We start from the raw sequence: 25,199 nt of genomic DNA, 5'->3' as shown, positions 1-25,199 counted from the left end.
GGTACCGGAGCGGCATTATTGGAGTAGGTCGCTGAGACAGTGGGGAGGTTTCACGAACCGTAAACCTTATTTGTGTCATGTACGTCAGACCAGAGCAGACGGGCTACCACTGGAGCGCAGATTGAGTTCAGCCAGAATGTGCGGCAATCGACACTACAGGAGTTCCCTATGCGGAACGCGCCTAATCAGCGCAGCCTTAATGCTTACAGTTATGCCGTACCTCTTTCCTGCGTTGGTTAAGGCCCAGACGGTGCCGCCAGTTTCGCAGACAACCGGTGCTGTTTCCGCAAATGCAGGAGGCGTGCTTCGTGGAACGATCAAATCGGGCAACGTTCCTTTGCCAGGCGTTGCCGTGACCGCCACCAATACCTTGACTGGCAAGCGCTTCGCCACGACGACCGATATCACGGGTGCGTGGTCGATGACGATTCCTCAGAACGGGCGTTACGTCGTACGGACGGAGTTTGCGGCGTTTGCTCCTGCGACACATGAGGCGCTGCTGAATGCGGCGTCGCACGAAGCTGTGTTGAACTTCGACCTTTTGCTTGCGTCACGAGCTGCACAGCAGACGGCGCGTGAGGACCAGCAAGCGCAGGCGCAGCAGGTTACACAGGCGATTCGCCAGCTAACAGGTAGTGGAGCAGAGAGCCTGAATTTGATTAATTCGCTGGCAGCAGGAACGGACGCGGCTGAGGGCGGCACGACCGCAACCGGTGCAGCTTTGCCATCGGCGGCTGAGAGCACGTCCGCCGGATCTGATTCGGTGGCAGTGAACGGACAATCGGGTCAGGTAAGCCCGTTGGCGGGACTCGACCCTGACCGGATTCGCGATGCCATTGAAACGATGCGCTCGCAGGGTGGCGGCGGATTCTTTGGTGGGCCGGGCTTTGGCGGACCCGGTGGATTCGGCGGTGGCCCAGGCGGGTTCGGCGGATTTGGAGGCAGAGGGAACTTTCGCGGCTTTCGTCCTGACCAGCCGCACGGAGCCATCTACTGGAACGGCAACAACTCGGCTTTGAATGCCGAGCCTTTCAGCCTGCGCGGACAGGAATCCACTCAGCCGAACTACGGTTCGAATCAATTCGGGATCACATTAATGGGAGAGCCGTTCATTCCCAAGCTGGTTAAGCCGAGCGGCAAAGATACGGTCTTTCTCAACATATCCGGAACGCGTAGCTCAACTCCCTTCGATCAATACGCGGTTGTACCTACTCAGGCCCAGCGCGGATCCTGTTCCAATACACTTACCTCGTCGCAGTCGGCGGCTTGCAACCTGCTGACATTCTTCCCGTTGCCGAATCTTACGAACAACGAGAGCTACAACTACTACTTCGCATCGACCGCACAATCAAACTCCACCCAGGCCGGATTCCGCTATATGCGAGCCTTCGGGCCGAACGCAAGTCTGCCGTCCGGCGGTGGCCGTGGAGGCGGCCGTCGTGGAAACAGCAATCAAGGGCTGCGTCAGAGCGTGAATGCGAACGTCAACTGGAGTGATTCAGCCAGCGACAACGTCAACATCTTCCCTGAATTGGGAGGCAAGACCGCATCCCATAATTACTCTGTTCAGACGGGCTATTCTCTGGGTTACAAGCGGATCAATGACAATCTGACCGCAGGCTGGAATCGTGCGGTAAGCCAGGCGACGAACTTTTTCACCAACGGCACGGATATCGCGACTCAGATCGGGGTACTCGGCCCGAGCGGTACGGCGCTTAATGCAAGCCCTCTCAACTATGGTGTGCCCAACATAGTTCTGAGTGGCACAACAGGTCTCAGCGAACAGCAGCCAAGCTTCCGTATTCAGCAGACAATCAGTGTTTCCGACGTTTTCAGCGTCCGGCACGGCAAGCATAATTACCGTTTCGGTGGAGATTATCGGCGTGTACATCAGGATGTGCTCGGCAGTTCCAATGCGACCGGAACGTTCAACTTTACAGGAGATACGCCGGACGACGCGATTGACGCTCTGCTGAATGACCAGCCCACTTCCAGCACAATTCAGTCAGCTATTGCCAAAGACTACCTACGCCAGAACACCTGGGATGTTTACGCGCTTGACGACTTCCGCGCTCTTTCATATCTCACGCTGAATTATGGTGTTCGCTATGAGTATTTCTCGCCTGTTTCGGAAAAATTCAACCACTTATCCGAGATTGCCGCGAATCCCGATTTTACGCAGATTACGGAGATATATCCCGGATGCACCGGACTCTATTGCGGCTCGCTGCCCAGCACGCTCGTCTATCCATTTCGCACTGGTTTCGCTCCGCGGGTCGCAATTGCGCTGCGTCTGCCGAAATCGACTGTGTTGAGGGCTAGCTATGGCATCAACTTCACCAACAGCCAGTTCGCTTCTTTCGCTACTTCGATGGCTCATCAGCCGCCTTTTGCAAATGTGCAGACCAATACCACTATCCCAATTACGCTAGAGAATGGATTTCCGGTGCCGGAGAGCGAACAGGCGCCCAATTACGCCGTTTCGCCACATTACACCTTGCCTTATATCCAGGTGTGGAACATAGATGTGCAGAAAACACTGCCGTGGGGCATCGTAATCAACGCGGGTTACAACGGTTCCAAGGGGACGCATCTGGACGACAAGATCGCGCCTTATCCCGTTACCCAGACTAGTTCGTTTGCTCAGAATCCGCTGCCTTTTCAGTATGAGTTCTCTTCGGCTTTTTCAAACTTCAACAACGCTACTTTGCGTGTGCGGAAGCGCCTGGAACGTGGTGTATCCCTCGGCGCTTATTACCAGTACTCACATTCGATTGACGACGCGGGCGCACTTGGCGGAGCCTCGACTGTAGTCGCGCAAAACTGGCAGAACATCGTGGAAGATGAAGGCAATTCCTCGATCGATCAGCGCCACCGCCTCACCGGCGACTATCTCATCGAACTGCCTTTTGGCAAAGACAAAGCGTTTCTCACTGGCGGTGGCTTCGCGTCGCGTGCCTTGGAAGGACTCTCGATTTCGGGAAGCTTTACATTCGCAACGGGTACACCTTTAAATCCGACATTTCAGGCGACAGGCTCAGAACTTCTCACAAATACCGCAGGTTCCGAGCGCCCAAATCGGACTCCTGGTATATCGTTTACCACTGGTGGCGGGTCGCAGCTTCGCTGGTTCAACACTGCGGCTTTCAGTACCAGTCCGCCCGCCAATGGCATCGGTAATGCATCGCGAAATTCAATTCCCGGACCGGGGACGGTCTCCAACAACATGTCGTTCTCAAAGACAGAACAACTGGGTGATACACGCAGCTTGGAAGTGCGGGCAACCGCTAACAATGTTTTCAATACAGTGCAGTTTTCTGGCGTTGATACGAATGTTCAATCACCGACCTTTGGGCAGGTCAGTACAACGACGGGCATGCGCTCGTTCCAGTTTCTGGCGAGATTCCGATTCTAAGTGCACTTGAAACCAGGACCCATAGGAGTGAGCAGGTGAGGCATCAGGCGAAAGCTATGGTCGCAGTAGGACTGGCGATGCTTCTTGCATTGCCGTTGCAGGCGCAGACGAGTGCGCAGCAGAGCTCTTCTGGCCAAGGCTCCACGAGCCAGGATTCTGGTTTCGTTTTGCGCGCTGAAACCGACCTCGTTCTCACCAATGTTGTTGTGCGCGATAGCAAGACAGGTAGAGTGGTTGAGGGGCTCAAACGAAGCGACTTCACCATTATTGAAAACGGCAAACCACAGCAGATTACAGATTTTGATTTTGAAAGCGTGGATATGGCAAAGCCGCTTGATGAGGCAACTATCAGTGGTCTTGCTTCGACGACAAATGGCAAAGGCGCTGTGGGAACGGTAAGACCTGAGGATCTGAAGAATCATCGGCTGATTGTGTTCTTTTTCGATCTCACCTCCATGCAGCCTGAGGATCTGGACCGCAGCGTGGATGCGGCGAAGGATTTCTTGCAGCATAAGATGCAGCCAGCGGATCTGATTGCTCTTGTTTCTCTGGACACTGAACTGAAGGTCGATCAGGATTTTACGTCTAACAAAGATCTGTTGATCGGCAAAATAGGCATGTACAACGGAACGGAAGGCGCCGCCTTTGCTCAGGGAGCCAACGCAAATTCCAATCAGGTTGAAGATGCCAGCGGTTACACGCCCGATGAAACCGAATATAACGACATCAATACTGATCGCGAATTATTTGCATTGAGGGCCGTTGCTCAATCACTGGAACGAATCAATCAGAAGAAGTCGCTCCTCTACTTTTCCGGTGGCCTGACGAGAGACGGTATGGAGAACCAGGCATCTTTACGCGCAGCAATCAATGCCGCGGTGCGCGCAAACCTTTCGATCTATAGCCTCGATACGCGAGGATTGCAGGCTGTTTCCGCACTCGGAGACGCATCGACAGGAAGCCTGCGCGGTTCAGGTGGATTCAACGGCGTTTCGATGCAGAACAATATGAACGCAAACTTCGACTCACAGGAGACACTGACAACGCTGTCGGCGGATACGGGTGGTAAGGCTTTCCTCGATAACAATGATTTTTCTCCGGCATTTGCGCAGGTTCAGCGAGATTCGGCTGAGTATTATGTCGTGGGATTTCACTCGAACAATCCAGCGCGCGATGGAAAGTTTCGCAAGCTGACGATAAAAGTCAATCGGCCGGGTGTGAAGCTTGAATATCGCCCCGGATACTATGCTCCGGCAGACTTTAAGCATTCTGGCAAGGAAGATCGGGAGCGTGAACTCGAAGATGAGCTTGCAAGCGATCTGCCAGCTACCGACGTAGCGCTTTATATGGATGCTTATTATTTCCGGCTTAATGAAAATCGCTTCTACGTACCGGTTTCCTTGCTCGTTCCCGGCTCACAGATTCCGTTCGTCAAAGGTGGCGACAAGGATAAAGCAACGCTGGATGTGATTGGTGAGGTGCTGGATGAGGCGAAACGTCCGATCGGGCATGTACGCGATACTGTCAAGCTTGCTGTAAATCAGCAACTAGAGGCGCGGCAGAAGAATATTCAGTATTCGACCAGCTTTAATTTGCCACCTGGCAAATATCATTTGAAATTCGTGGTCCGTGAAAACCAGGACGGCCACATGGGTTCATTCGAAGCGGATATAGTTTTGCCTGATATGCGCAAGTCTCCGATGAAGATGAGCTCGATCTTGCTGGCGTCGCAGCGTGTTCCAAGCAAAGCATCTAATCCTTTGGTACGTGAAGGCGAACAGTACATCCCAAACATCAGCCACGTCTTTCGACAAGGACAGCACTTATATCTGTTGTACGAAGTGTATGGACCCGCCAAAGAAAAGGCCGATGCTTCGGGGAACGGAACAGCCAAGACCGTTAAGGGAGCAATCAATCTTATCAGCAGCCTTGAGTTGATTCACGGATCGACTAAAGTCTTTGAAACTCCAGTGGTGCGAGCTACCAGTCTGAATGAAGCAAACCGCGATGCTGTCGCCCTCGAACTCGATGTACCGCTTGATAAGCTTGGACCAGGCTCGTACATCGGGCAACTGAACGTGATCGATGATGCCGGAGGCAGCTTTGCTTTCCCGCGCTTTGCGGTTCTGGTTCGTAGTAACCAGAATGCGACGGGCAATGCAGCCGATGGCAGCGCACAGAATCAATAGGCTGTCTTTACTTTGGGTGAATGAGCAGCATCTGAGCGAGAAATCGTGTTCATTTGAGAGCCGACGATTGCGTAGCGCCTTTGCCAAACCCGTAAGGGCAGTGGAGGCACCCGGATTCGCAGCACCAGCCACGCCGCAAATGGTAGGCGGCAGTGAACACCATATAAGGACCGTCCATGTAGTAATCCTCAGGCTGCAAATCAGATGTATTGCAGTCTGCTTCGGGAAGGTTTTGTGACGTCTTTGAATCCATATTCTTATTCGAGAATTACGTTCTAAGTGTACTCTCGGCACGATTTGCACCATCGCGGATCGAAGATTCGATACTCCAGCCTGCGAGTGCGAGATAGCTCATCTCGGAAAGCGTTCTTGGTGTGCAGGTAACACAAAACACAAGGCCAGCGTAAAATGATCTTTCGATGACGGGAGGGCTCAGCAATGCCTGCGAGCGAATGCTTATCGAACGAACTCGAAGCGAAGAGACATGCTCTTGATCTTAGACTGATAAGTGCCGGACGTTTGATGATTGCCTATTCAGGGGGGACGGATTCAGCCTACCTCGCACATGCGGCGCACAGAGTTCTGGGCTCTGAGATGCTGGCAGTGCTGGCTGATTCTCCCAGCTTGTCAAGATCGCATCTGCACGATGCTGTCGCATTTGCGGAGGACTGCGGGATCCCTTTGAAGGTCATCGATACGCACGAATTGCAATCTGATGCGTATGTCCGCAATGATTCGAACCGGTGCTTTTACTGCAAAGACGAGCTTTTCAACGTCATGGGCCGGTTGGGAAGTACCCTCGGATTTTCAGCTATTGCCTACGGGATGAACGTGGATGATCGCGGCGATTTCCGGCCTGGACAAAAGGCCGCGGCCGAGCATCAGGTGATAGCTCCGCTTATGGAGGCAGGGCTTACAAAACAGGAGATTCGGACCTTGGCGCAGATAGAAGGTTTACGTATTTGGGATAAGCCAGCCTCAGCCTGCCTGTCCTCACGCATTGCCTACGGATTACCCGTGACTGAGGAAACTCTGACGCGCATTGAAAAGGCAGAAGCCTCGCTCTCCACTCTCGGGCTCAAGCAATTTCGTGTGCGTCATCACGGAGATCTTGCTCGAATTGAGATTGCGCAAAGTGAGATGCCACAGTTTTTAATGTTTAATATTTTCAGCAAGATAAGCAGCGATCTCAAATCTCTTGGTTATAAATACGTAACACTCGATTTAGAGGGATACCGCTCTGGATCTATGAATGAGTTGTTGCCCATCTCACAGATTGCGGGTGCTTCCGCCCGCGATAGCTCAAATGGTGTTCAGTGAAAATTGCTTATCTCGATTGCTTTTCAGGCATCAGCGGCGACATGCTGCTGGCGGCTCTTGTGGATGCAGGTGTGCCATTCTCTATCCTCGAAGAAGCTGTCAGCGCAGTTGGGTTGGAAGCCCATCTTCAACTGCACCGCGTAAATCGCAGCGGTATCGATGCCGCCAAAGTAGATGTGATATTGTCCACTGGTGAATCAGCGGAAATGCATGCTTCGGATCATGCGCGCGCTGCGGCAGATCACGATCATCCTCATGCCTCCGAAAATATGCACTCTCACTCCCATGAACACAGCCATGCACATCAAGAATCACATAAGCACGATCATCCGCACGGACGTTCGCTATCGGTGATTCAAAGCATGATCGGTCAATCGAACCTTTTACCGGGAGTGAAAGAAGTTGCACTGGAAGCCTTTCGCCTGCTTGGAGAAGCGGAGGCGAAGATCCACAATGTTCCAGTCGAAAAAATTCACTTCCACGAGGTCGGGGCAGTTGATGCAATAGCCGATATCGTAGCTGCTGCTGCCGGCTGTGCGTGGCTCGGAGTGAACCGATGGTTTTGTTCACCGCTCAATGTCGGCGGAGGTCACGTGCATTGTGCGCATGGCATATTTCCAGTGCCTGCTCCGGCAACACTTGAGTTGCTCCGTGATATGCCTGTCTATTCTGACGGTCCGCAAAAGGAGTTGGTTACTCCCACAGGAGCTGCGTTGCTACGCGCGCTGCAAGCATCTTCATCAAATTTTCCGACAATGCAAGTGCGTATGACAGGCTATGGCGCTGGCTCCCGGGACCTGGAGGTACGGCCCAATGTGTTGCGGCTTGTGATTGGAGAGACAAGTGGACGGCAACAATCTTCTGAACTGGGAGCGTCGATTGCAAGAGTAGGCGTCATCGAAGCCGCGATCGACGATGCAACACCGGAAGTGCTGTCCTTCGTGGCTGAAAGACTTCTTGCTACAGGAGCGATCGATGTCTACAGGACTTCGTTACAGATGAAGAAGGGAAGATCGGGGACGCAATTAACGGTTCTGTGCGCTCCCGAAATGTCTGGCGCAATACAGGAGCTTTTATTTGAAGAGACTACGACAATTGGTCTGCGCTATCGCGAAGAAGAGAAGATCAGCTTGCGGCGTGAATTCGTTACTGTGGAAACGCAGTGGGGAGAGATTAGGGTCAAGATCGCCATACGTGGAGATGGGAGCGTGATCAACGTGGCTCCTGAATTTGAAGATTGCCGGCAAATTGCAGAAGGCCGGGGTGTACCACTAAAGCAGGTAATGCAGGGTGCGGTGGCTGCATATTGGTTTAAGGATTCGTGCGCATGAATAGAGAACAACTGCATCAGTTGATGAGTGCTGTTGAAAGCGGAGAAGTCAGCCCAGAAGCAGCCTGCGACAGGTTGAAGACGTTGCCTTTCGAAGATCTAGGATTTGCTAAGGTAGATCACCACAGGCCTATTCGCACCGGCATGCCTGAAGTGATTTATTGCGAAGGGAAAACAACAGAGCAGGTGGCAAAGATATTCAACAGTCTTGCAGCATCGGGTGTGAATGTTCTCGCCACGCGCGCCAATGCTGAGCATCGTCAGGCAATATTTGCAGCAGAGCCACGCTCAGTTGAACATGTTGCCGCTCGTTGTGTAACTCTCAAGCAAAATGATCTGGCTCCGCGACCGGGCAGGATTGGCATCGTCTGCGCTGGAACCAGCGACCTTCCGGTTGCCGAAGAGGCGCGTGTAACAGCGGAGCTAATGGGCAACCAAGTCGATCTTGTGGCCGATGTAGGCGTCGCGGGCTTGCATAGACTGTTGTCACAACATCATCGGTTGCAAGAGGCATCCGTGCTCATCGTGTGCGCTGGTATGGAAGGGGCGCTTCCTTCGGTTGTTGGTGGACTGGTGGGAGTGCCCGTGATTGCTGTTCCAACCAGTGTGGGATACGGAGCCTCCTTTGGTGGATTGGCGGCGCTTTTGGGTATGCTGAACTCGTGCTCACCAAACATTGCGGTTGTGAATATCGATAACGGATTCGGTGCCGCTTATGTGGCGACGCTCATGAATCGTGCATATTAATCAGCTAGTTCTTAGTTCCACCTTCGTGCTCATGGCTTGAAGGAGAGAACATCACGCATGAGAAAACCGAAGGTCGCAGTACTTGGGCTTGGTATAGCAGGAAGCAGCATCGCCGCGACACTGGCTACTCGTGGATACTCCGTTGTCGCCTTTGAACAATTCGTTCCTCTACATGAACGCGGATCGTCGCATGGCGACACGCGCATCTTTCGCCGAGTACCTCATGAGGGTGCCGTATATGTCGAACTCGCTGAGAGAAGTTACGAGGGGTGGAAGAGATGGAATAGCACGGCGCAGGCTCAACTCTTCTGGGAGTGTGGGGGCATCGACGCCGGACCGGATGGCAGTCCTATGGTGCAGGCTGCCGAATCATTGTGCCGACAGTACGAACAGCCATTCGAACTGCTTGATGGAAGGGAATTCAATCGTCGCTATTCCTATTTCCGGCTGCCTGATGCGTGGAGGGTTGTGTATCAGCCAGCAAGCGGTGTCGTATGCCCGGATGCAACGAGAGCCTTTCTGCACGAAATGGCTCGCAATGCAGGTGCGCGGCTTGTGCACGATGCCCGTATTCTCGATATAGTTGCCTCGTCTCATGGAGTGCGCGTTCGCACAATTTATGAGCAGGTTGACTGTGATGTGCTCATCGTTGCAGCGGGCAGTTGGCTGCCCAGGATTTTTCCAGAGCTGCGAATTCCACTTTTTCCAGAACGCCGTGTGATTGCGTGGTACCCATTTCAGTGTCCTGCGGGATCTGCATTTCAGCGCTCGCCTGCTTTTGTTTTTGATTCGGGCGGAGGATGGTACGGAATGCCAACGCCAGACGGACAGATCAAGATTGGCCACGACAAGCATTTCAATGAGCCAATCGATCCCGAAGTGCCTGTGCGCGATCCTGACCAGCGTGATGCCGAGTTGCTCTCTGATTGCATAAAGCAGTATTTCAACGGAGTAGACAACGTGCCGGCCGCCATAAAGTCATGCATCTACACCAACACTACAGATCGGCATTTTCTCATCGATCGTCATCCAGATCACAAGAACATATTGTTCTTCAGTTGCTGCTCTGGCCACGGATTCAAATATGCGCCGGTTTATGGAGAGATCGCCGAGAGCATGTTAACGGGTAACACCTGGTCCGGCATGGATTTATTTCAACTGGATCGCCGATCTACTGCTATCACGCGTTTCAGCGATTGATACATCTTTACGACGATAACGCTCCTATTCTTTTGGTGTTTTGTCCGTTCGCCAGCTGACGACGTGATATTGAGCGGGAGTTTGCCCCACGTTGCGCAGGCCGTGGAGCACGTTGGACGCGTTCAAGATAACGGAGCCGGGCCCGAGCCGCTTCCATTGGCCATTGATAAGCGCCTCTACCGTGCCCGAATCAACCAGGATCAGCTCTTCATTGGGATGGTGATGCGGAGGATGTGAGGCCATGCCAGGGTTAAGAGTCGTCACGTGCATTTCAAGTTCATCAAGTGTCGCAGTTGGACCTTTGACGATAGAGCGTACTTCGCCCACGGGCGTCTTCTTCGTAACGAGAGTATTCCAGTCCCACGCCGTCTCGCCAATAATAGGACTCGCCGCATCAGCCATTGCTAAGGCAGTTACGGTCAAGGCTACAGTCGCCACGCAAATTGCGAAATCGCGTCTAGTAAACATCGAGCCTCCATCGAAAGGGTTGGCATTGCATTCCAGTAGTCAAAATCTTCAACTTCCGTGAGCCGGAATCGAAGTAAAAATATCATGTGCTTAAGTGGACCATCGCTGCGTTGCGCTGCGCCTTGATTGCGAGTTCAGCGGCCAGCAGGCACTGCGCCTGATCCTGCGCGGTGTGAGTTCGATTAACGATATCGGAGACAAACTGAGGACCGAAGGGAAGAGTCACGTTATTGCAGTCGATGTAGCGCGCTTGATGCTTATCTACTATGAACAGATTGTTTCCAGTCTTGCTGACTGCGACGTTGGTGTATTTGCGGACTTCGATATAGCCCTCGGTTCCAAGCACAAACAGGCGTCCATCACCCCAGGTTCCCAACCCATCAGGCGTAAACCAATCAAGCCGGACATAGCCAACGCCCCGATTGCCGCGCAGCATCATATCGCCGAAGTCCTGAAAGCGGGGGTGTTCGGGATGTGCCACATTTGCAATCTGTGAGGCGACTACTTCGGCATCTGTGGAGCCGGTGTAGTAGAGAAATTGATCCACCTGATGCGAGCCGATATCGCAAAGGATGCCACCGTATAAGTCTGGATTCCAAAACCAATCTGGCCTGCTGCCACCGCCACCAGCGTCGCCTTGGTGCTGATAAATCTGATGAGGAGCGATGTTGATCGTTTGAATGACGCGACCAATTGCACCGGACTGGATCAACTCGCCGGCCTTAACGGCTGCTCGCACTTCAAACCGCTCACTGTACATGATTCCGTAGATGCGATTAGTTTCCGCAATCGTTTTACGCACCTCGGCAAGTTGTTCCAGAGTGGTTATGCCCGGTTTGTCGCTCAGATAGTCCTTGCCGTGGCGCATAACTCGAATACCGAGAGGAGCGCGGTGACTCGCGATGGTGGAGCTGAGGACAAGCTGAATGGAGGCATCGTTTAGGATCTCGTCTTCGGATCTGACGATCTTGACGCCGGGGAATCGTTTGATGAACGTCGCTAGCTTCTCTGGCTCCTCGCCATAGGCGGCGATGAGAATACCTCCGCCTCGCTGAATGGCGCCGACCATTCCGTAAATATGATCGTGGCTCATGCCACAAACGGCGAACTTGATGGAATACTTCGGAACTGCATCTTCAGCGGGATCGGGTGATGCAACTTCGCACGTTGTGCCAGAGTGGGCTGGATGGGAAGAAAAGCTACCTTCGGGTAGGGCGCTCAATAACCCTGTCGCGCCGACGGTGCGAAGAAAGATCCTGCGGCTCAGACCATTGGTATGCATAGTGTTGTGATCACGTCTGCAATAGAGGCCACCCGCTCCTTTGGAGCAAAATGGCAAAGATAGTTTGACGCTCGCGATACATTAGTTGCGATCTCAAACTAAAATTGCAGACAGCAAGCACTCTATTCCAGTCAATGTGACTTTAGCAATCACTCTTCCATTGAGATTGTCGCAACTGGCGGCGCCGTAGCCGAGAAGCTTGCTCGGCCCTCTCCTCGTCTTTCGATAGACTCATATGGCTAGTAGTGATTGAAACCGATTTCGATCCGAGACAGATTGTGCATCCGCGAAGGGGACAAAGACATGGCAGAAGCGGTTCGTGTGGGCATTGTAGGGGCGAGGTTTGCGGCAAGTTTTCATTACGATGGTTTACGGCGCGTTTACGGAGTTCCAGTAGAAGTCGTCGGTGTCTATTCAAAAACCACTGAGGCATGCGAAGCCTTTGCTAAAGCGCGAGGGCTTAATACTTTTGCGAGCATGGGTGAACTTTGCTCTGCAGTCGATGTAGTCGATCTATGTACGCCCCCTTCCACGCACGAACAACTAGCGACTCAGGCCTTCCAAGCGGGCAAGCATGTGGTTATCGAGAAGCCACTTACGGGCTGCTTCGGTGCGGGTATCGAGAAGTTTCGCGGGAATACTCACTCGAAAGAAGAAATGCTTCGCGAAGCAGTGGGAAGTTGCGAACGGATTCTGTCGGCTGCACGGGCAAGCGGCAAATGCGCTTGTTATGCCGAAAATTGGGTATACGCACCTGCAGTACAGAAGGAGCGCGAGATTATCGTGGGCTCCAGTGCACAGATTCTATGGATGCTGGGAGAACAATCACATAGTGGATCACATTCACCGTATTATGGTTCCTGGCGGTTTTCAGGCGGCGGTTCGATGGTAGGCAAAGGGTGTCACCCATTGAGCACGGCGCTGTATCTGAAACGCGTGGAGGGTCAGTCTCGCAACGGAGTTCCTATACGTCCGGTGAAAGTCAGTGCGCGTACCCACGAGGTCTCGCGGCTGAAAGAATATCGCGACGAAGGCTTTTTACGAACCGAATATGAAGATGTGGAAGACTATGCGCAGATGCACATCGTCTTCTCCGATGGCACTATCGCAGACATTTTTGCTTCGGAACTAGTAATGGGCGGAGTGAACAATTGGCTCGAGGTGCGTTCCAATAACCATCGCACACGGTGCAACCTCAATCCGATAAACGCACTGGAAACCTACAATCCTTGTGAAGCAGGATTCAGTAACATCTACGTGACAGAAAAGATCGGAACGAAGCAGGGCTGGAGCCATCCGGCTCCGGATGAACCGTGGATGCACGGCTATCCGCAGGAATTTCAGGATTTTGCGGAGAGCATTTACTACGGCCGAGAGCCCGCTTCAGGTCTGGAACTGGCGCGTGATACTATTGCGGCCATCTATGCCGGATACCTTTCTGCGGAACGCAATGGTGCTGAGGTCCATGTTCCCTTGTAGTGAACAGTCGCTGTTCGCTACTTTGCAGGGCCTCGATCGCAGGGTCGGCAGTGCGTTGGAGATCGAGTGGTGCGTTGGGTAGGTAAAGTCAGCTTCGGTACGGCGTTTATCATTGCATGTCACATATATATATGTTCTCCGCTGTTAGGCCTGCAGCAGGCAACGCAGGATTCGGCATCGAGTCAGCCAACCTCTGTCAACGCGCATAAAGCATCAGCGACGGCGAGCGGCTTCGTGGATTCCGGTACTGTCATATTTGAAGATGTGACAAAAGCGTCCGGTCTCTCAAATTGGAAGCATGTCATGGGAGCGGCGGACAAGCGGCTAATCATCGACACCAACGGCTCAGGTCTTGGATTGATTGATTACGATAATGACGGTTGGCTCGACATCTATCTCGTGAATGGATCAACGTTCGCGGCTGAAGACGGAAAAGAAACTCCCCCTCATGCAGCGCTTTTTCACAATAATCACGACGGCACCTTTACGGATGTTGCCGCGAAGGCTGGAGTGACGAATGATCGATGGGGCTTCGGTGTAGCGATTGCTGATTATGACAACGACGGCTGGCCCGACATCTTCGTTGCTAACTGGGGCAAGAATCGTCTGTACCACAACAACCACGATGGCACCTTTACAGATGTTGCAGAAAAGGCAGGCGTGACGCTGGGCAACTGGTCTGCCGGTGCTACGTGGGGTGACTACGACGGAGATGGTTTGCTGGATGTGTTTGTCACGGGATATGTCCATTTTGACCGCAACAATCTGCCTTACGAAAAGACCGAGGCCACAGGGTATTCCTACTGTGAGTTTCGCGGAGAACATGTTATGTGTGGTCCCCGCGGACTGCAGGGAGAACCGGATCACCTCTTTCATAACAACGGCGATGGTACGTTCACTGACGTAAGCGTGAAGGCGGGTGTTTCTGATCAGGTCAATAAATACTATGGAATTACACCGCTCTTTGCAGACGTAAACAATGATGGCAAGCCAGACCTGCTCGTCGCCAATGACTCCACTCTCAGCTACCTGTATTTGAATCGCGGTAACGGAACATTTGAAGATGCAAGTCTCTCATCTGGATTCGGCCTTAATGAAGATGGCAGGGAAGTTGCCGCGATGGGGATCGCCGTCGGCGACTATCTGAACAACGGCAACCTCGACTTTGCCATCACCGATTTTTCCGATGAAGAGAAGCTGTTGATGAAGAATGACGGCAAAGGCGCGTTTACTGAGGCATCCTTTGCAGCGGGTCTTGGTCATAAAACAGTTCCGTTTCTGGGTTGGGGCGATGGATTTCTAGATTTCGATAATGACGGTTGGCTCGATCTCATGTTTATCAATGGTCATATATATCCAGCGGCAGATCGTCTGGATTGGGGTACATCCTATGCGCAACGCCCGGAGCTGTTCCGCAACATGGGTGACGGCAAATTTGAAGAGGTGCTTCCGGTTAAAGGCTCGGGTTTAGCGCAGATCGTTTCGGGGCGGGGCGCCGCTTTCGGCGATCTGTTTAACAATGGCAAAATAGATGTTGTGATCAGTCCAATCGATGGCCCACCGGTTTTGCTCAAGAACGTGAATCCCGACCATCATCATTGGGTTGAATTAAAACTGATTGGCGGCTCAAAAAGCCCGCGTGACGCTGTGGGCGCGACCGTTTACTTGAGCGCAAATGGAATGAGGCAGCGTCAGGATGTCTTAAGCGGGGGTAGTTATTCCTCTACAAACGATCCTCGTGTTCACTTCGGTCTAGGCGATTCGACATCTGCAGCCTCTGCGGAAATACACTGGCCTTCGGGGGCAACGGAGAAGATCGTATTGCCGGCTGTTGATCGGATATACACCGTTACAGAAGATAAAGGGATTACAGCGAGTCTTTGTGAGGACAACCCATGTTCAGTCGCTATCTCGGCTATTGCTCCAGATCCCCGACGGGGCAAACCGTGAGGCGACATGCATTCCTGAAAACCGGGGCACTTTCGATTGCGCTAACCGCGGTCCTGCATATCAATGCAGATTGCCTCATCGGTCAGATCAAAGGCAGTGCGGGTTCCACTTCAACCAGTTCAGAAGATGTGCCGGGTAAGTTCGTCGATATTACTGCTAAAGCAGGCGTCCACTTCCTCCATGTAGCTCCCCATACTTCTCGCAAATATCTCATTGAAACGATGGGATCTGGTGCGGCGCTTTTCGACTGCGACAACGATGGCCGCCTTGATCTCTACCTGCTCAATGGAGCTCCTTACACAGATCCAACCCCCAAGGGATTTATTCCTAAAAAGAGCGGCCCACAGGATTGGAACCGCATGTACCATCAGAAGTCCGATGGAACGTTTGAAGACATTACCGAGAAAGCGGGGCTCGAGGGAGTCGGTTATGACATGGGCGTGGCTGTGGCCGACTACGACAATGACGGCTACGAAGACATTTTCGTAACTGGCTATGGCGGTAACCGGCTTTACCACAACAATGGCAACTGCACTTTTACCGATGTGACGGAGAAAGCAGGTGTCGCGGGAAGTGGCTGGTCTACCTCGGCTACGTGGATCGATCTAGATAACGATGGTCGGCTCGATCTCGTCGTCGACCGGTATGTGACGTGGGACTGGGACGATGTGTGGTGCGGCGAGCACCGCCCAGGCTACCGAGGGTATTGTCATCCCGATGTCTTTCCCCCCATCACCATGCTCGCCTACCACAACGATGGCAACGGCCACTTTACAGAGATCACGCACAAGATAGGTCTTGACAAGCCAGCAAAGGCGCTGGGGATTGCCATAGCAGATTATGATCACGATGGGCTTACCGATATTTTCGTTGCCAATGATTCGATGCCCGAATTCCTGTTTCATCACAAGGCGGACGGTACGTTCGAGGAAGTAGGCCTGGAGTCGGGTGTTGGCGTCAACGCAGATGGGCAGACCTATGCGGGGATGGGCATTGATTTTGCAGACTACGACAACGATGGCTGGCCCGACATTGTTGTGACTGATCTAGCCAATCAGCGGTATGCCCTCTATCGAAACAATCGCGACGGAACCTTCGATTACGCGACTCCGCAAAGTGGCCTTGGCAACATTACGCTCTTGCACTCCGGTTGGAGCCTGCGATTTTTCGACTACGATAACGACGGCTGGAAAGACCTGCTGATCGCCCAGGGGCATGATCTCGACACGATCGAGAAGACGATGCCTCAGCTTCATTACAAAGAGCCGATGATGCTTCTTCGTAACACCGGCAAGCGCTTTGTCGACGTTTCATCGACTTCGGGGGACATCTTTCATGAGGCGTGGGTGGGCCGTGGCATGGCGATCGGCGATATTGACAACGATGGACGCATCGATGCTGTCGTTACCACCAATGGCGGCCAGGCATACATGCTTCACAATGAGACGAAGTCCACCAATCACTGGATCACCCTCCATCTGACAGGGCACACCAGCAACCGGGATGGTATAGGTGCTGTGGTGAAGATGACTACTTCTCAGGGATCGCAGTGGGTTACCGCGACGACCTCAAGTGGCTATTTGTCTGCGAGCGATCCGCGGGTGCATTTCGGTCTTGGGGCGAGTCCGGTTGCGGATACGATTGAAATTCGCTGGCCGAGCGGAATCGTCCAAACACTCAAAAATGTTCAAGGCGACCGGCAGATACAGGTAGATGAACCATCGGCGAGTTCGGAGTCACGGCCGCAGAGCAGACCCTGATTTTCTTGCTTCTCTTGCTTTCGCTTTTTTGTAGAAAAAAACTAAGAGAATCCAACTTCTTGTAGCTTCAGGGGATCTGGATATATGTTATTTATAATCTTATACTTGCAGTAAGTAAATGCACGCGTCAAAAGGCGCTCCTTGTCTTTTTTTTAGGCTCAGGCAACCTTCTTGCGATTGGTGGTTCTTGATTATAAAAATTCCTTGACAGTCGATTTTTGGGGCAAGTATAGTTCCGCAGTGGAATCGGTACCACCATGAATGGTATCGATTCCACTGCGGAGCAGCGAGCGTGATAGGTATTTGAGCAGTCGTTGCCCGTGTTCCCATCCACGTTTGAACCAGAACTGAGATGTATGCAAGGAGATCCAGTGAGACACATTCCCATACCCAAGGAGCGCCAGCGACGACGTCTGCCCAGCCCACAAACATGGGCGGCATTCGCACTCGCAGTAGCTTTCGGTTTTCTAGCTCTGATGGCTCCGCGGACCGCCTCCGCGCAGGCCAGCTCGGGCGTAACCGGTACAGTCACTGACAGCAGTGGTGCCGTTATCTCGGGCGCCAGCGTAACCATCACCGATGAATCAACTTCGGTGACTGCTCATACCGTGACGGAAAGCGCCGGCACGTATTCGTTCAGAGGCCTTAATCCTGGCAAGTACAAGATAAGCGTGGACGCGCCTGGATTTAAAAAGGCAGTGAAGAGCGATGTGACGCTCGAAGTTAGCCGAGAAGGCACTGTCGACTTCACTCTATCGACAGGCGCCACTACCGAGACTGTACAGGTCACAGCCGATCAAATCGCGCTGAACACCACTCAGCCTGAATTGGGCAGCACCATCGAGCCTGTGGTCGTCGAAGCGTTGCCTTCTGAGGTTTCAGGGCGCGGCCGCCAGATCGATTCTTTGCAGTTCCTGGCCCCCGGCGTGACGGGCAGCACGTTCTCCCACCGCGTTAGCGGCGGCGCCGACTTTGAAGAAGAAATTGTCTACAACGGCATCCCGGTCCCGCAATCGGAGACTGAAGGTTATACCACCAACTACGATCCGCCGTACGACTTCGTGCAGGAGTTCCGCGTTGAGCGCACCACATTCTCGGCGCAGTTTGGCCTGGGGCAAGGCGCGCTGACGTATCAGATGAAATCGGGTACAAACCAGTACCACGGCAACGCGTTTGAAATCAACCGTAACAGCTTCTTTGACTCGGTTGGCTTCTTCAATGGTCCAAACTTTAACTCAGCCAACGTCGATGACAAGGCGCCTGTTGACCACGAAAACAACTATGGCTTCTCGGTTGGCGGTCCCATTCGCATTCCTCACCTGTACGATGGCCGCAACAAGACCTTCGGCTATTACAGCCAGGAGTGGTACAAACAGAACACCGAAAATCTTACGAACGGCACCGTGCCGACTGTGGCAGAGAAAACCGGTGACTTCTCCAATTACTTGGGAACTAATAAAGCGGGTGACCAGATCGTTGTCCCCATTTATGACCCAACGACTGGCAAGCAATTTCAGTGCAACGGCGTACTCAACGTCATCTGCCCAGATCGCATCAGCCCCATCGCTGCTTCTCTGCTTCAATACATTCCCGATCCCGACAATTCGGGCACGGGAGTTGGTGGACAGACCAACAACAAGAACTTTGTACCTTTCATCTCTCCGCAAATCCAGCACATCTGGGGTTTCACGGTAGACCAGACGCTCACTCCAACCCAGAGCCTGCACTACTCGGAGTGGCGCAACACGTTCCACAATTACGGCTTTGACAACGCCCCTATCGTGCAGCCATTCGGGAACCCAGTCAATCCGCTGGAGAGCCTGCGATATTACCCGAACGTCGGCACTGTTTTCTTGCTGAACTACAGCAACACCATCACGCCTCACCTCGTGATGACCGCTGGCGCTGGCTGGATTGGTGAAATCAACAACCAGTTCAACGTCAATAAGTTCGCTCCTGTGGCCGTGTTCTACGGCGTGCAGCAGGAAGACATCATGCCCAGCATCACCTTTGATGGCCAGCATGCAACGACTTCCTTCGGTACAGGCGGCTCGAACTCAGGTTCGGTCAACCGCAAACTGGGCCTTGCAGCCGTGAACAACTGGCTTTGGACCAAGGGCCGCAACACCTTCAACATCGGCGGTGAGGCTCGCCGCTCGTATCAGGACGATAACGAAGAGCAGACCGAGGGCGGACACTACGCTTTCAGCCAAAGAACAACGTCGATCGAAAATATCGCCGATCCCAACTTCAACAACTATGGCAGCTCCTTTGCCAGCTTCCTGCTAGGACTTCCGGACGAAGCAGACCGGTCCAATTCTCTGGAAGAGAGGCTGCGTAACTTCGACATTTCTCCGTATGTCATGGACGACATCAAATTATCGCCAAAACTCACCGTCAACATCGGTGTTCGTTGGGATATTCAGGTACCCTTTACGGAGAATCACAACCAGATTGTCTTCTTCAATCAGGACAATCCAGGAACAGATCCTTCAGCTATTGGACCTAACGGTCCCATTGCTGGATCGGCAAGCAAATTCGGAGACTGTACCGGCTGTGCAGGCTTCAATCGCGCCGATATTCACTGGGGACACTTCGGTCCGCGCTTCGGTCTGGCCTATAAGCTGAATGACAAGACCGTTCTCCAGGGCGGCTTTGCCATTGCCTTCCTGAACGGCGGCGCTTACGAGTACGGCACGAACAAGGTTGCAGTCAACGACGGCAATCTGCTCGTTGGTCAGTTCCACAGAGCCAGCTCTAGCACCTGGGTTTCTAACCCCGGATCTTGGGATATTACAGCGAACCAAATTACGCCAACCACCCCGGTGACTTTCGGTCCGGGCATCGGCGGAGGTAACCAGATCGAAGCGTTCAGCAAGAATGACGGTTACGCCCCCTACAGCCAACAGTGGAACATCAACCTTCAGCGTGAACTGCCATACAACATGCTGCTCACCGCAGCCTGGGTTGGCAACCGCGTTATCCATCTGCCTAGCCAGTTGAACCGCATCGATCAGATGGACCCTGCTTTTGATGCGCAATACGGAAATGTCCAGAGCAGTTGCAACCCGGGAACTTCGGTGCTGTCGGATAACTTCGGTCCTTACGATCCGATTCTCAATCCCTCCGGTTGTGCGGCCGCGGATGGCTTCTCCATGCCGTACACCAACTTCTACAACGACTTCGGCAACTCGTCTTCGGTAGCCCAGTCGCTGGTACCTTACCCGCAGTACAACTACATCTTCAACAACTTTGAAGCGAAGGGTACTGACTTCTACAACTCAGCGCAGATCGAAGTGGATAAGCGCTTCTCCAACGGTCTTTCCTTCCTCGCTGGCTATACCCTGTCACGGCTGATGGCCAACGCAAACAGCGGCTTCTCTAGCTTTGCCAATGGTGGCATAAACAAGTACAACCAGGGCGTAGAGTATACGATCGACAACAACGACGAGACGAACACCGTGAAGATCAGCGGAACTTACGAACTGCCGATCGGTCCTGGCAAGAAGTTCGTCAACAATCACAAACTGGGCAATGTCGTGGGCGGCTGGCAGGTCGGTTGGGTTCTCGACTATGAGTCGGGTACTCCTTTCGGGGTTGGTGAAAGCGGTACACCCTTCCCGAACGGCTTCAATCGTCCGAACCGCAACCCCGGTGTAGGTGTGCAAATCGCTTCCTATGACAGAGTGCGGGATTACTTCACCAAGCAGGGTGGTCAGGGTACTGGGCCATCGATGTTTAACTCGGCTGCCTTTAGTACTACGGCAACCCAATATGTGATCGGCAATGCGGTTAGAAACTACTCTGGACTTAGAGGAGCGCCATTACGACAGGAAGCCTTCAATGCCAGAAAGCATTTCTACATTGGAGAGAAGGTGCAGGCGATCCTCCAGGTAGACTACTTCAACGCATTCAACCGCACGCAATTCGGCGGACCGGACACTAACGCAAGCGACGGCACCTTCACCCAGGACACGTCCACGGGTTCAGGCCTCAGCAACCGTCAGGGTCAAGTCAAACTCGAGTTGCAGTTCTAAGCAACCGAAAGCAATTACGTCACATTCGTGACGCATGCTGTCTCCTTCCATACCGGACTGCCGCAAGGCAGTCCGGTTTCTTGTCTTTGGGGATCTCAAGTTTTCCGCCTGAAAGGCGGTGACGTCGCGCGAAAGGTCGGGTCCTGAAATTTACGAATCTACTATAATGGCAAGCTATGAAGAGGTACTGGGCACGAGGATCGCTCTATCGATTGCTGTCGTTCCTGACTGCGTGTTTTCTGATGATTTTCACGTCAACGCGTCTGGCTGCTCAGGGTGAAGATGAAGTTACTCCTGAGGTACAGCAACTCTACGCACAGGCAAAACAGGCGCAACAGCGTGGCGACGATACGACTGCGATAGAGAAATACAAAGCCATGCTGAAGCTGGCGCCGCATCTGGCTGCTGGTTATAACAATCTCGGAATGCTGTACTTCAATGAGCATGACTATACCCACGCTGCTGAGACGCTTAGACGCGGCCTGGAGTTGAACCCCAACATGCCATCGGCTTCGGCAATGCTCGGCATGAGCTATTTTCAGATGGGTGAAGATGGAAAGGCCGAGCCGCTTCTCATTAAAGCTCTCAAGGCGAAGCCCGATGATGACCAGGTTGAGATGCTGCTGGTACATGCTTTCATCAACGAAAAGAAGCTCGATGAGGCTACTTCGTATCTGAACAGCTTTCTGGCTCGCAATCCCAAGAATCAAGAGGCGTGGTATCTGCTCGGCAAAGCGTATCTACAGCTGTCGGAAAACGCACTCAAAAAGATCAATGAGATAGATCCGGACTCAGTCGTAGCGCATGAAATCACAGGTGAGATTGACGAAAGCATGCACAACTACGATCTCGCGCTGGTTGAATATAAGAAGGCAATCGATCTTGCGCCAAATCAACCGGGTACCCACATGCACATGGGTGATGCCTTCTGGAATATGAGTAAATGGGAGTCGGCGCAAGGCGAATTCCGAGCTGAGATCACAAACGATCCGAACAATTGCATGGCACATTGGAAATTGGCCGATGCGATTCTTGAGGGAAATGGCTCGAACGATGATGCCCTTAATGAAGCGAATAAAGCTGTCGAGCGTTGTCCTGCGCTCATGCAGGCTCGCGTAGATCGTGCCCGCGCGCTGGTCCGCCTCGGCAGACAGCCCGAGGCGCTTCCTGATCTGCTGATGGCCGAGAAAGATAGCCCTAACGAGCCATCAATTCATTTTCTTCTTGCCGCTGTCTATCGCGCGCAAGGCAAGAGTGCAGAAGCTCTAGCAGAGATGAAAACTTACGGGGCGCTCGATCGCGAGGCGCGCGCTACGGTGGCCACGCAGGCGCAAGAGGCAAACAGCATCAAGAGCACGTCTAAATAAACACATGTATCTGCGTCATGTAATCATTCCTGCGCTGCTGTCTTTATTGTGCGCGGCCTCACACAGCGAGCCGCCAAAGGCAACGTCTGTGCATGAAGCCGATGCGAAGTGCGCATCCTGCCATCGAGAAATTTATGACAGCTACTTGAAAACCCCGATGGCGAATGCCAGTGGTAGCGCGGCAGAGAACCTAAAGACGACGTCCTTTATTCATGCGCCATCGGGTATGAAGTACGTCGTTGGGGCCGAGGACGGAAAGGTCGAGCTCAGTTTTTACAAGCCATCTACTCCAGATCTAAAGACTACTGTTCAATTGGATTATTTTCTTGGCTCCGGGCATCTGGGGGTTACATATCTTTATCTGAAGGGTAAATACCTGTTTGAATCCCCGGTGGCTTGGTATGCCCGTAATAATGCGTACGATATGAAACCCGGCTACGGGCAGATTGCATACATGCCTCCGGCCCTCCCGATGGAGGCAAAATGTCTTCGCTGCCACATGAGTGCGGTTCAGGCAAGTGACGCTGGCACTTTCAATCGATACAGTAATCTGCCTTTTCTGCATACGGGCATTACTTGCGAAGAGTGCCATGGTGATCCACAAAGACATGTGGAGACACAAGGCAAGGCAGCTATCGTCAATCCAGTTAAACTTGCGGCCGAGCAGCGGGATTCCGTTTGCATCAGCTGTCATCTCGAAGGCGATGTCACTGTTGAACGCGCTGGGCAATCGGGTCTTAATTATCGCCCCGGCGACTCCATCTCGAAATATCTGACGTACTACGTTCGTGTTGGGGAAAATCTGACAACCCGCGGAGTTAGCGAAGTCGAGCAGTTAAGCGAAAGTACGTGTAAGAGAGTGAGCGGCGACAAAATGTCTTGTGTGACATGCCACAATCCACATTTCACGCCAACCGCAAGCGAGAAAATCGCATACTACCGCAGCAAATGCCTTTCCTGCCACACTCAGCCAGGCTTTGTTTCTACGCATCATCCCGAAAATCAGGATTGCACCAGTTGTCACATGCAGCGCCTAGCGGCAGAAAACATTCCTCACGTTGCATGGACAGACCATCGCATTCTGCGGGTGCCTGAGGCTTCAGATGTCGACCATGCTTTGAAGGGAAACATGACGCTGAAGGCCATTTTTTCTCCTGATGCCACTGCGCGCGATCAGGCTATGGCTTATTACCGAGCTCTTATGGAAGGTGATCAGTCATTTGAAACCACGGCATGGAATCAGTTGCGGCAACTTGAACCTCAGATTCAAAATGACAAAGAAGCTTTAGATGCTCTTGGTAATTTAGCCGCAGGAAGAAAGAATTTTGATGTTGCCCAGCGCTGTTTCGAGAGAGCCTTACAACTCGACGCAGTTGATTCAACGGCGCTCTCTAATCTTGCGGTTTTGTTTGCACGGCAGGGAAGAATTGTGGATTCGGAAGAATTATTACAAAGAGCCTTCGATCTCAATCCGGATGTGCCCGGTCTGGCAATGAACCTGGCAAGAGTGCAATGCAGTGCAGGAGACAAGCAGGCTGCAGTACAGACGTTGCAAACTGTAATCAGCTATAACCCGCAACAGGAATATCTGAAAAAGCAGCTCGACCCTGTTACGGGAATCTGTGGTGGAGAGGCTATCAAGTAGACGGCAATGCGACGGATTTATCAATGCTCGAACAGGTGTGTGATTCTTTTGATATTCGCAATGGCTCAGGGGGCTTGGTCACAATCGTCCTCTGATCAGCTTGCGAATGCGCGTGAGTACGCCTCTACAGGCCGGCTTGCCAATGCAGAAAATGCTCTTCACTCATATATCGCAGACAACCCATCCTCCGCCGAAGCTTATTTTCTACTCGGATATGTTCTTTTCCGCGAACAACGCGCCAAAGATTCCCTTGCAGCGTTTACTGAAGGTGCAAAGTATCAGCGACCAGGAGCAGGCGAGTTCAAAATAGTGGCATCTGATTACGTTCTGCTTGGCGCCTATAGTGATGCAGATAAATGGTTTTCTCAGGTCATTACGCAGAATCCGGATGATGCTGAGACTTGGTATTTGCTGGGTCGCACAAAATACAACGAAAATGACTTCAGCGCTGCGGCGACCAGTTTCGAGAGATCGTTGCAATTACGTCCAATGCATATAGAGGCGGAAAATAATCTAGGTTTGTGCTGGAAAGAGTTAGGCCAATTAGACAAGGCCAAAGCCGCATTCCAGTTGGCGATTGAGTGGCAAGGTGCTACACCGGCTGATGCGCAGCCATACCTTAATCTAGGGACGCTGCTCTCCGAGAATACAGACGAACCGGCGATGCGCCAGTCCCTCACTTATCTGGCCGAGGCAGAATCGCTGTCGCCCGATAATCCCAAAGTGCATGAAACGCTGGCAGATGCTTACTCTTCTTTGAAAAATCTCCCGCAAGCTCAGAGGGAGCTTGAAAAAGCGATTGAGCTTGCACCCGGAACCTCGGCATTACATTACAAGCTCGGGCAGATCTATCGAAAGCAGGGTATGCGTGAGCAGGCGCAGCAGCAGTTTGCCATCTGCGAAAAGCTAAGTAGTGCTCATTCCTCCAACAAAACCCCAAACCCTCTCGAACCGGATCATCCGAATTCAAAGTAGAAGCTTCCTGGTTAGAGCTTTGAGCGCTACGTTAG

At 52.7% G+C, this 25,199-nt stretch carries 16 protein-coding genes; 13 read left to right on the top strand and 3 right to left on the bottom strand.

Going from position 1 to position 25,199, the window contains the following annotated elements; genetic code table 11:
• The first annotated feature begins 199 nt into the window (after positions 1–199).
• Complete coding sequence (locus OHL22_RS14785; RefSeq protein WP_263338818.1) at positions 200–3,415, top strand: TonB-dependent receptor; 3,216 nt, start codon at positions 200–202, stop codon at positions 3,413–3,415.
• Positions 3,416–3,471: 56 nt separating this feature from the next.
• Complete coding sequence (locus OHL22_RS14780) at positions 3,472–5,604, top strand: VWA domain-containing protein (protein WP_263338814.1); 2,133 nt, start codon at positions 3,472–3,474, stop codon at positions 5,602–5,604.
• Positions 5,605–5,653: 49 nt separating this feature from the next.
• Here OHL22_RS14780 and OHL22_RS14775 read toward each other — a convergent pair whose 3' ends face one another.
• Positions 5,654–5,857: a DUF5522 domain-containing protein gene (locus tag OHL22_RS14775; RefSeq protein WP_263338812.1), complete on the bottom strand. Its 204-nt coding sequence runs from the start codon at positions 5,855–5,857 to the stop codon at positions 5,654–5,656.
• A 185-nt stretch (positions 5,858–6,042) separates the two neighbouring features.
• Between OHL22_RS14775 and larE the strand changes: the two genes are divergently transcribed.
• Genes larE through solA form a run of 4 tightly spaced genes read left to right on the top strand, consistent with a single transcriptional unit; the run spans position 6,043 to position 10,201 of the window.
• Positions 6,043–6,924 carry an ATP-dependent sacrificial sulfur transferase LarE gene (gene larE / locus OHL22_RS14770; protein ID WP_263338810.1) on the top strand — a complete coding sequence of 294 codons (882 nt, stop codon included), beginning with the start codon at positions 6,043–6,045 and terminating at the stop codon, positions 6,922–6,924.
• Complete coding sequence (gene larC / locus OHL22_RS14765; RefSeq protein ID WP_263338808.1) at positions 6,921–8,255, top strand: nickel pincer cofactor biosynthesis protein LarC; 1,335 nt, start codon at positions 6,921–6,923, stop codon at positions 8,253–8,255. Before larE ends, larC begins: the two co-directional genes overlap by 4 nt.
• A complete protein-coding gene (larB, locus tag OHL22_RS14760) occupies positions 8,252–9,001 on the top strand; it encodes a nickel pincer cofactor biosynthesis protein LarB (RefSeq protein WP_263338806.1) in 750 nt (249 codons plus the stop codon). Before larC ends, larB begins: the two co-directional genes overlap by 4 nt.
• Positions 9,002–9,058: 57 nt before the next feature.
• Positions 9,059–10,201 carry an N-methyl-L-tryptophan oxidase gene (gene solA / locus OHL22_RS14755; RefSeq protein ID WP_263338803.1) on the top strand — a complete coding sequence of 381 codons (1,143 nt, stop codon included), beginning with the start codon at positions 9,059–9,061 and terminating at the stop codon, positions 10,199–10,201.
• Positions 10,202–10,225: 24 nt separating this feature from the next.
• On the opposite strand, the gene OHL22_RS14750 is transcribed toward solA, so the two are convergent.
• Together OHL22_RS14750 and OHL22_RS14745 are read right to left on the bottom strand one after the other, a co-directional pair.
• Complete coding sequence (locus OHL22_RS14750) at positions 10,226–10,669, bottom strand: cupin domain-containing protein (protein WP_263338800.1); 444 nt, start codon at positions 10,667–10,669, stop codon at positions 10,226–10,228.
• Positions 10,670–10,751: 82 nt separating this feature from the next.
• Complete coding sequence (locus OHL22_RS14745; RefSeq protein ID WP_263338798.1) at positions 10,752–11,951, bottom strand: Gfo/Idh/MocA family protein; 1,200 nt, start codon at positions 11,949–11,951, stop codon at positions 10,752–10,754.
• A 303-nt stretch (positions 11,952–12,254) separates the two neighbouring features.
• Between OHL22_RS14745 and OHL22_RS14740 the strand changes: the two genes are divergently transcribed.
• From OHL22_RS14740 to OHL22_RS14710, 7 genes are all read left to right on the top strand, one after another.
• Positions 12,255–13,430: a Gfo/Idh/MocA family protein gene (locus OHL22_RS14740; protein WP_263338796.1), complete on the top strand. Its 1,176-nt coding sequence runs from the start codon at positions 12,255–12,257 to the stop codon at positions 13,428–13,430.
• 69 nt (positions 13,431–13,499) lie between these two features.
• Entirely contained in the window at positions 13,500–15,380 is a 1,881-nt protein-coding gene (locus tag OHL22_RS14735; protein WP_377819482.1) for a CRTAC1 family protein, read from the top strand.
• Positions 15,377–17,140 carry a CRTAC1 family protein gene (locus OHL22_RS14730; RefSeq protein ID WP_263338792.1) on the top strand — a complete coding sequence of 588 codons (1,764 nt, stop codon included), beginning with the start codon at positions 15,377–15,379 and terminating at the stop codon, positions 17,138–17,140. The genes OHL22_RS14735 and OHL22_RS14730 overlap by 4 nt, the downstream gene beginning before the upstream one ends.
• 371 nt (positions 17,141–17,511) lie before the next feature.
• The gene (locus OHL22_RS14725) at positions 17,512–21,177 is read left to right on the top strand and encodes a carboxypeptidase-like regulatory domain-containing protein (RefSeq protein ID WP_263338790.1); all 3,666 of its coding nucleotides are present in this window, start codon (positions 17,512–17,514) and stop codon (positions 21,175–21,177) included.
• A gap of 176 nt (positions 21,178–21,353) precedes the next feature.
• Entirely contained in the window at positions 21,354–22,544 is a 1,191-nt protein-coding gene (locus OHL22_RS14720) for a tetratricopeptide repeat protein (RefSeq protein WP_263338788.1), read from the top strand.
• A gap of 4 nt (positions 22,545–22,548) precedes the next feature.
• Positions 22,549–24,189, top strand: coding sequence for a tetratricopeptide repeat protein (locus OHL22_RS14715; RefSeq protein ID WP_263338786.1), 1,641 nt, complete (start codon positions 22,549–22,551; stop codon positions 24,187–24,189).
• Between the two features lie 60 nt (positions 24,190–24,249).
• On the top strand, positions 24,250–25,164 hold the full coding sequence (locus OHL22_RS14710) for a tetratricopeptide repeat protein (RefSeq protein WP_263338784.1): 915 nt from the start codon (positions 24,250–24,252) through the stop codon (positions 25,162–25,164).
• The last annotated feature ends 35 nt before the right edge of the window (positions 25,165–25,199 follow it).

It is taken from the genome of Acidicapsa dinghuensis (assembly GCF_025685685.1).
Classification (GTDB): Bacteria; Acidobacteriota; Terriglobia; order Terriglobales; family Acidobacteriaceae; genus Acidicapsa; species Acidicapsa dinghuensis.
The sequence above is the reverse complement of the archived record's forward strand: the minus strand, read 5'-3'. Positions and strand labels throughout refer to the sequence as shown.

Bases quoted from the DNA above. Each gene is read 5' to 3' on its own strand.
- OHL22_RS14750 (WP_263338800.1), bottom strand. From the start codon at position 10,669: ATGTTTACTAGACGCGATTTCGCAATTTGCGTGGCGACTGTAGCCTTG.
- solA (WP_263338803.1), top strand. From the start codon at position 9,059: ATGAGAAAACCGAAGGTCGCAGTACTTGGGCTTGGTATAGCAGGAAGC.
- OHL22_RS14775 (WP_263338812.1), bottom strand. From the start codon at position 5,857: ATGGATTCAAAGACGTCACAAAACCTTCCCGAAGCAGACTGCAATACA.
- OHL22_RS14780 (WP_263338814.1), top strand. From the start codon at position 3,472: ATGGTCGCAGTAGGACTGGCGATGCTTCTTGCATTGCCGTTGCAGGCG.
- OHL22_RS14745 (WP_263338798.1), bottom strand. From the start codon at position 11,951: ATGCATACCAATGGTCTGAGCCGCAGGATCTTTCTTCGCACCGTCGGC.
- OHL22_RS14785 (WP_263338818.1), top strand. From the start codon at position 200: ATGCTTACAGTTATGCCGTACCTCTTTCCTGCGTTGGTTAAGGCCCAG.
- OHL22_RS14715 (WP_263338786.1), top strand. From the start codon at position 22,549: ATGTATCTGCGTCATGTAATCATTCCTGCGCTGCTGTCTTTATTGTGC.
- OHL22_RS14720 (WP_263338788.1), top strand. From the start codon at position 21,354: ATGAAGAGGTACTGGGCACGAGGATCGCTCTATCGATTGCTGTCGTTC.
- OHL22_RS14710 (WP_263338784.1), top strand. From the start codon at position 24,250: ATGGCTCAGGGGGCTTGGTCACAATCGTCCTCTGATCAGCTTGCGAAT.
- larB (WP_263338806.1), top strand. From the start codon at position 8,252: ATGAATAGAGAACAACTGCATCAGTTGATGAGTGCTGTTGAAAGCGGA.
- OHL22_RS14740 (WP_263338796.1), top strand. From the start codon at position 12,255: ATGGCAGAAGCGGTTCGTGTGGGCATTGTAGGGGCGAGGTTTGCGGCA.
- larE (WP_263338810.1), top strand. From the start codon at position 6,043: ATGCCTGCGAGCGAATGCTTATCGAACGAACTCGAAGCGAAGAGACAT.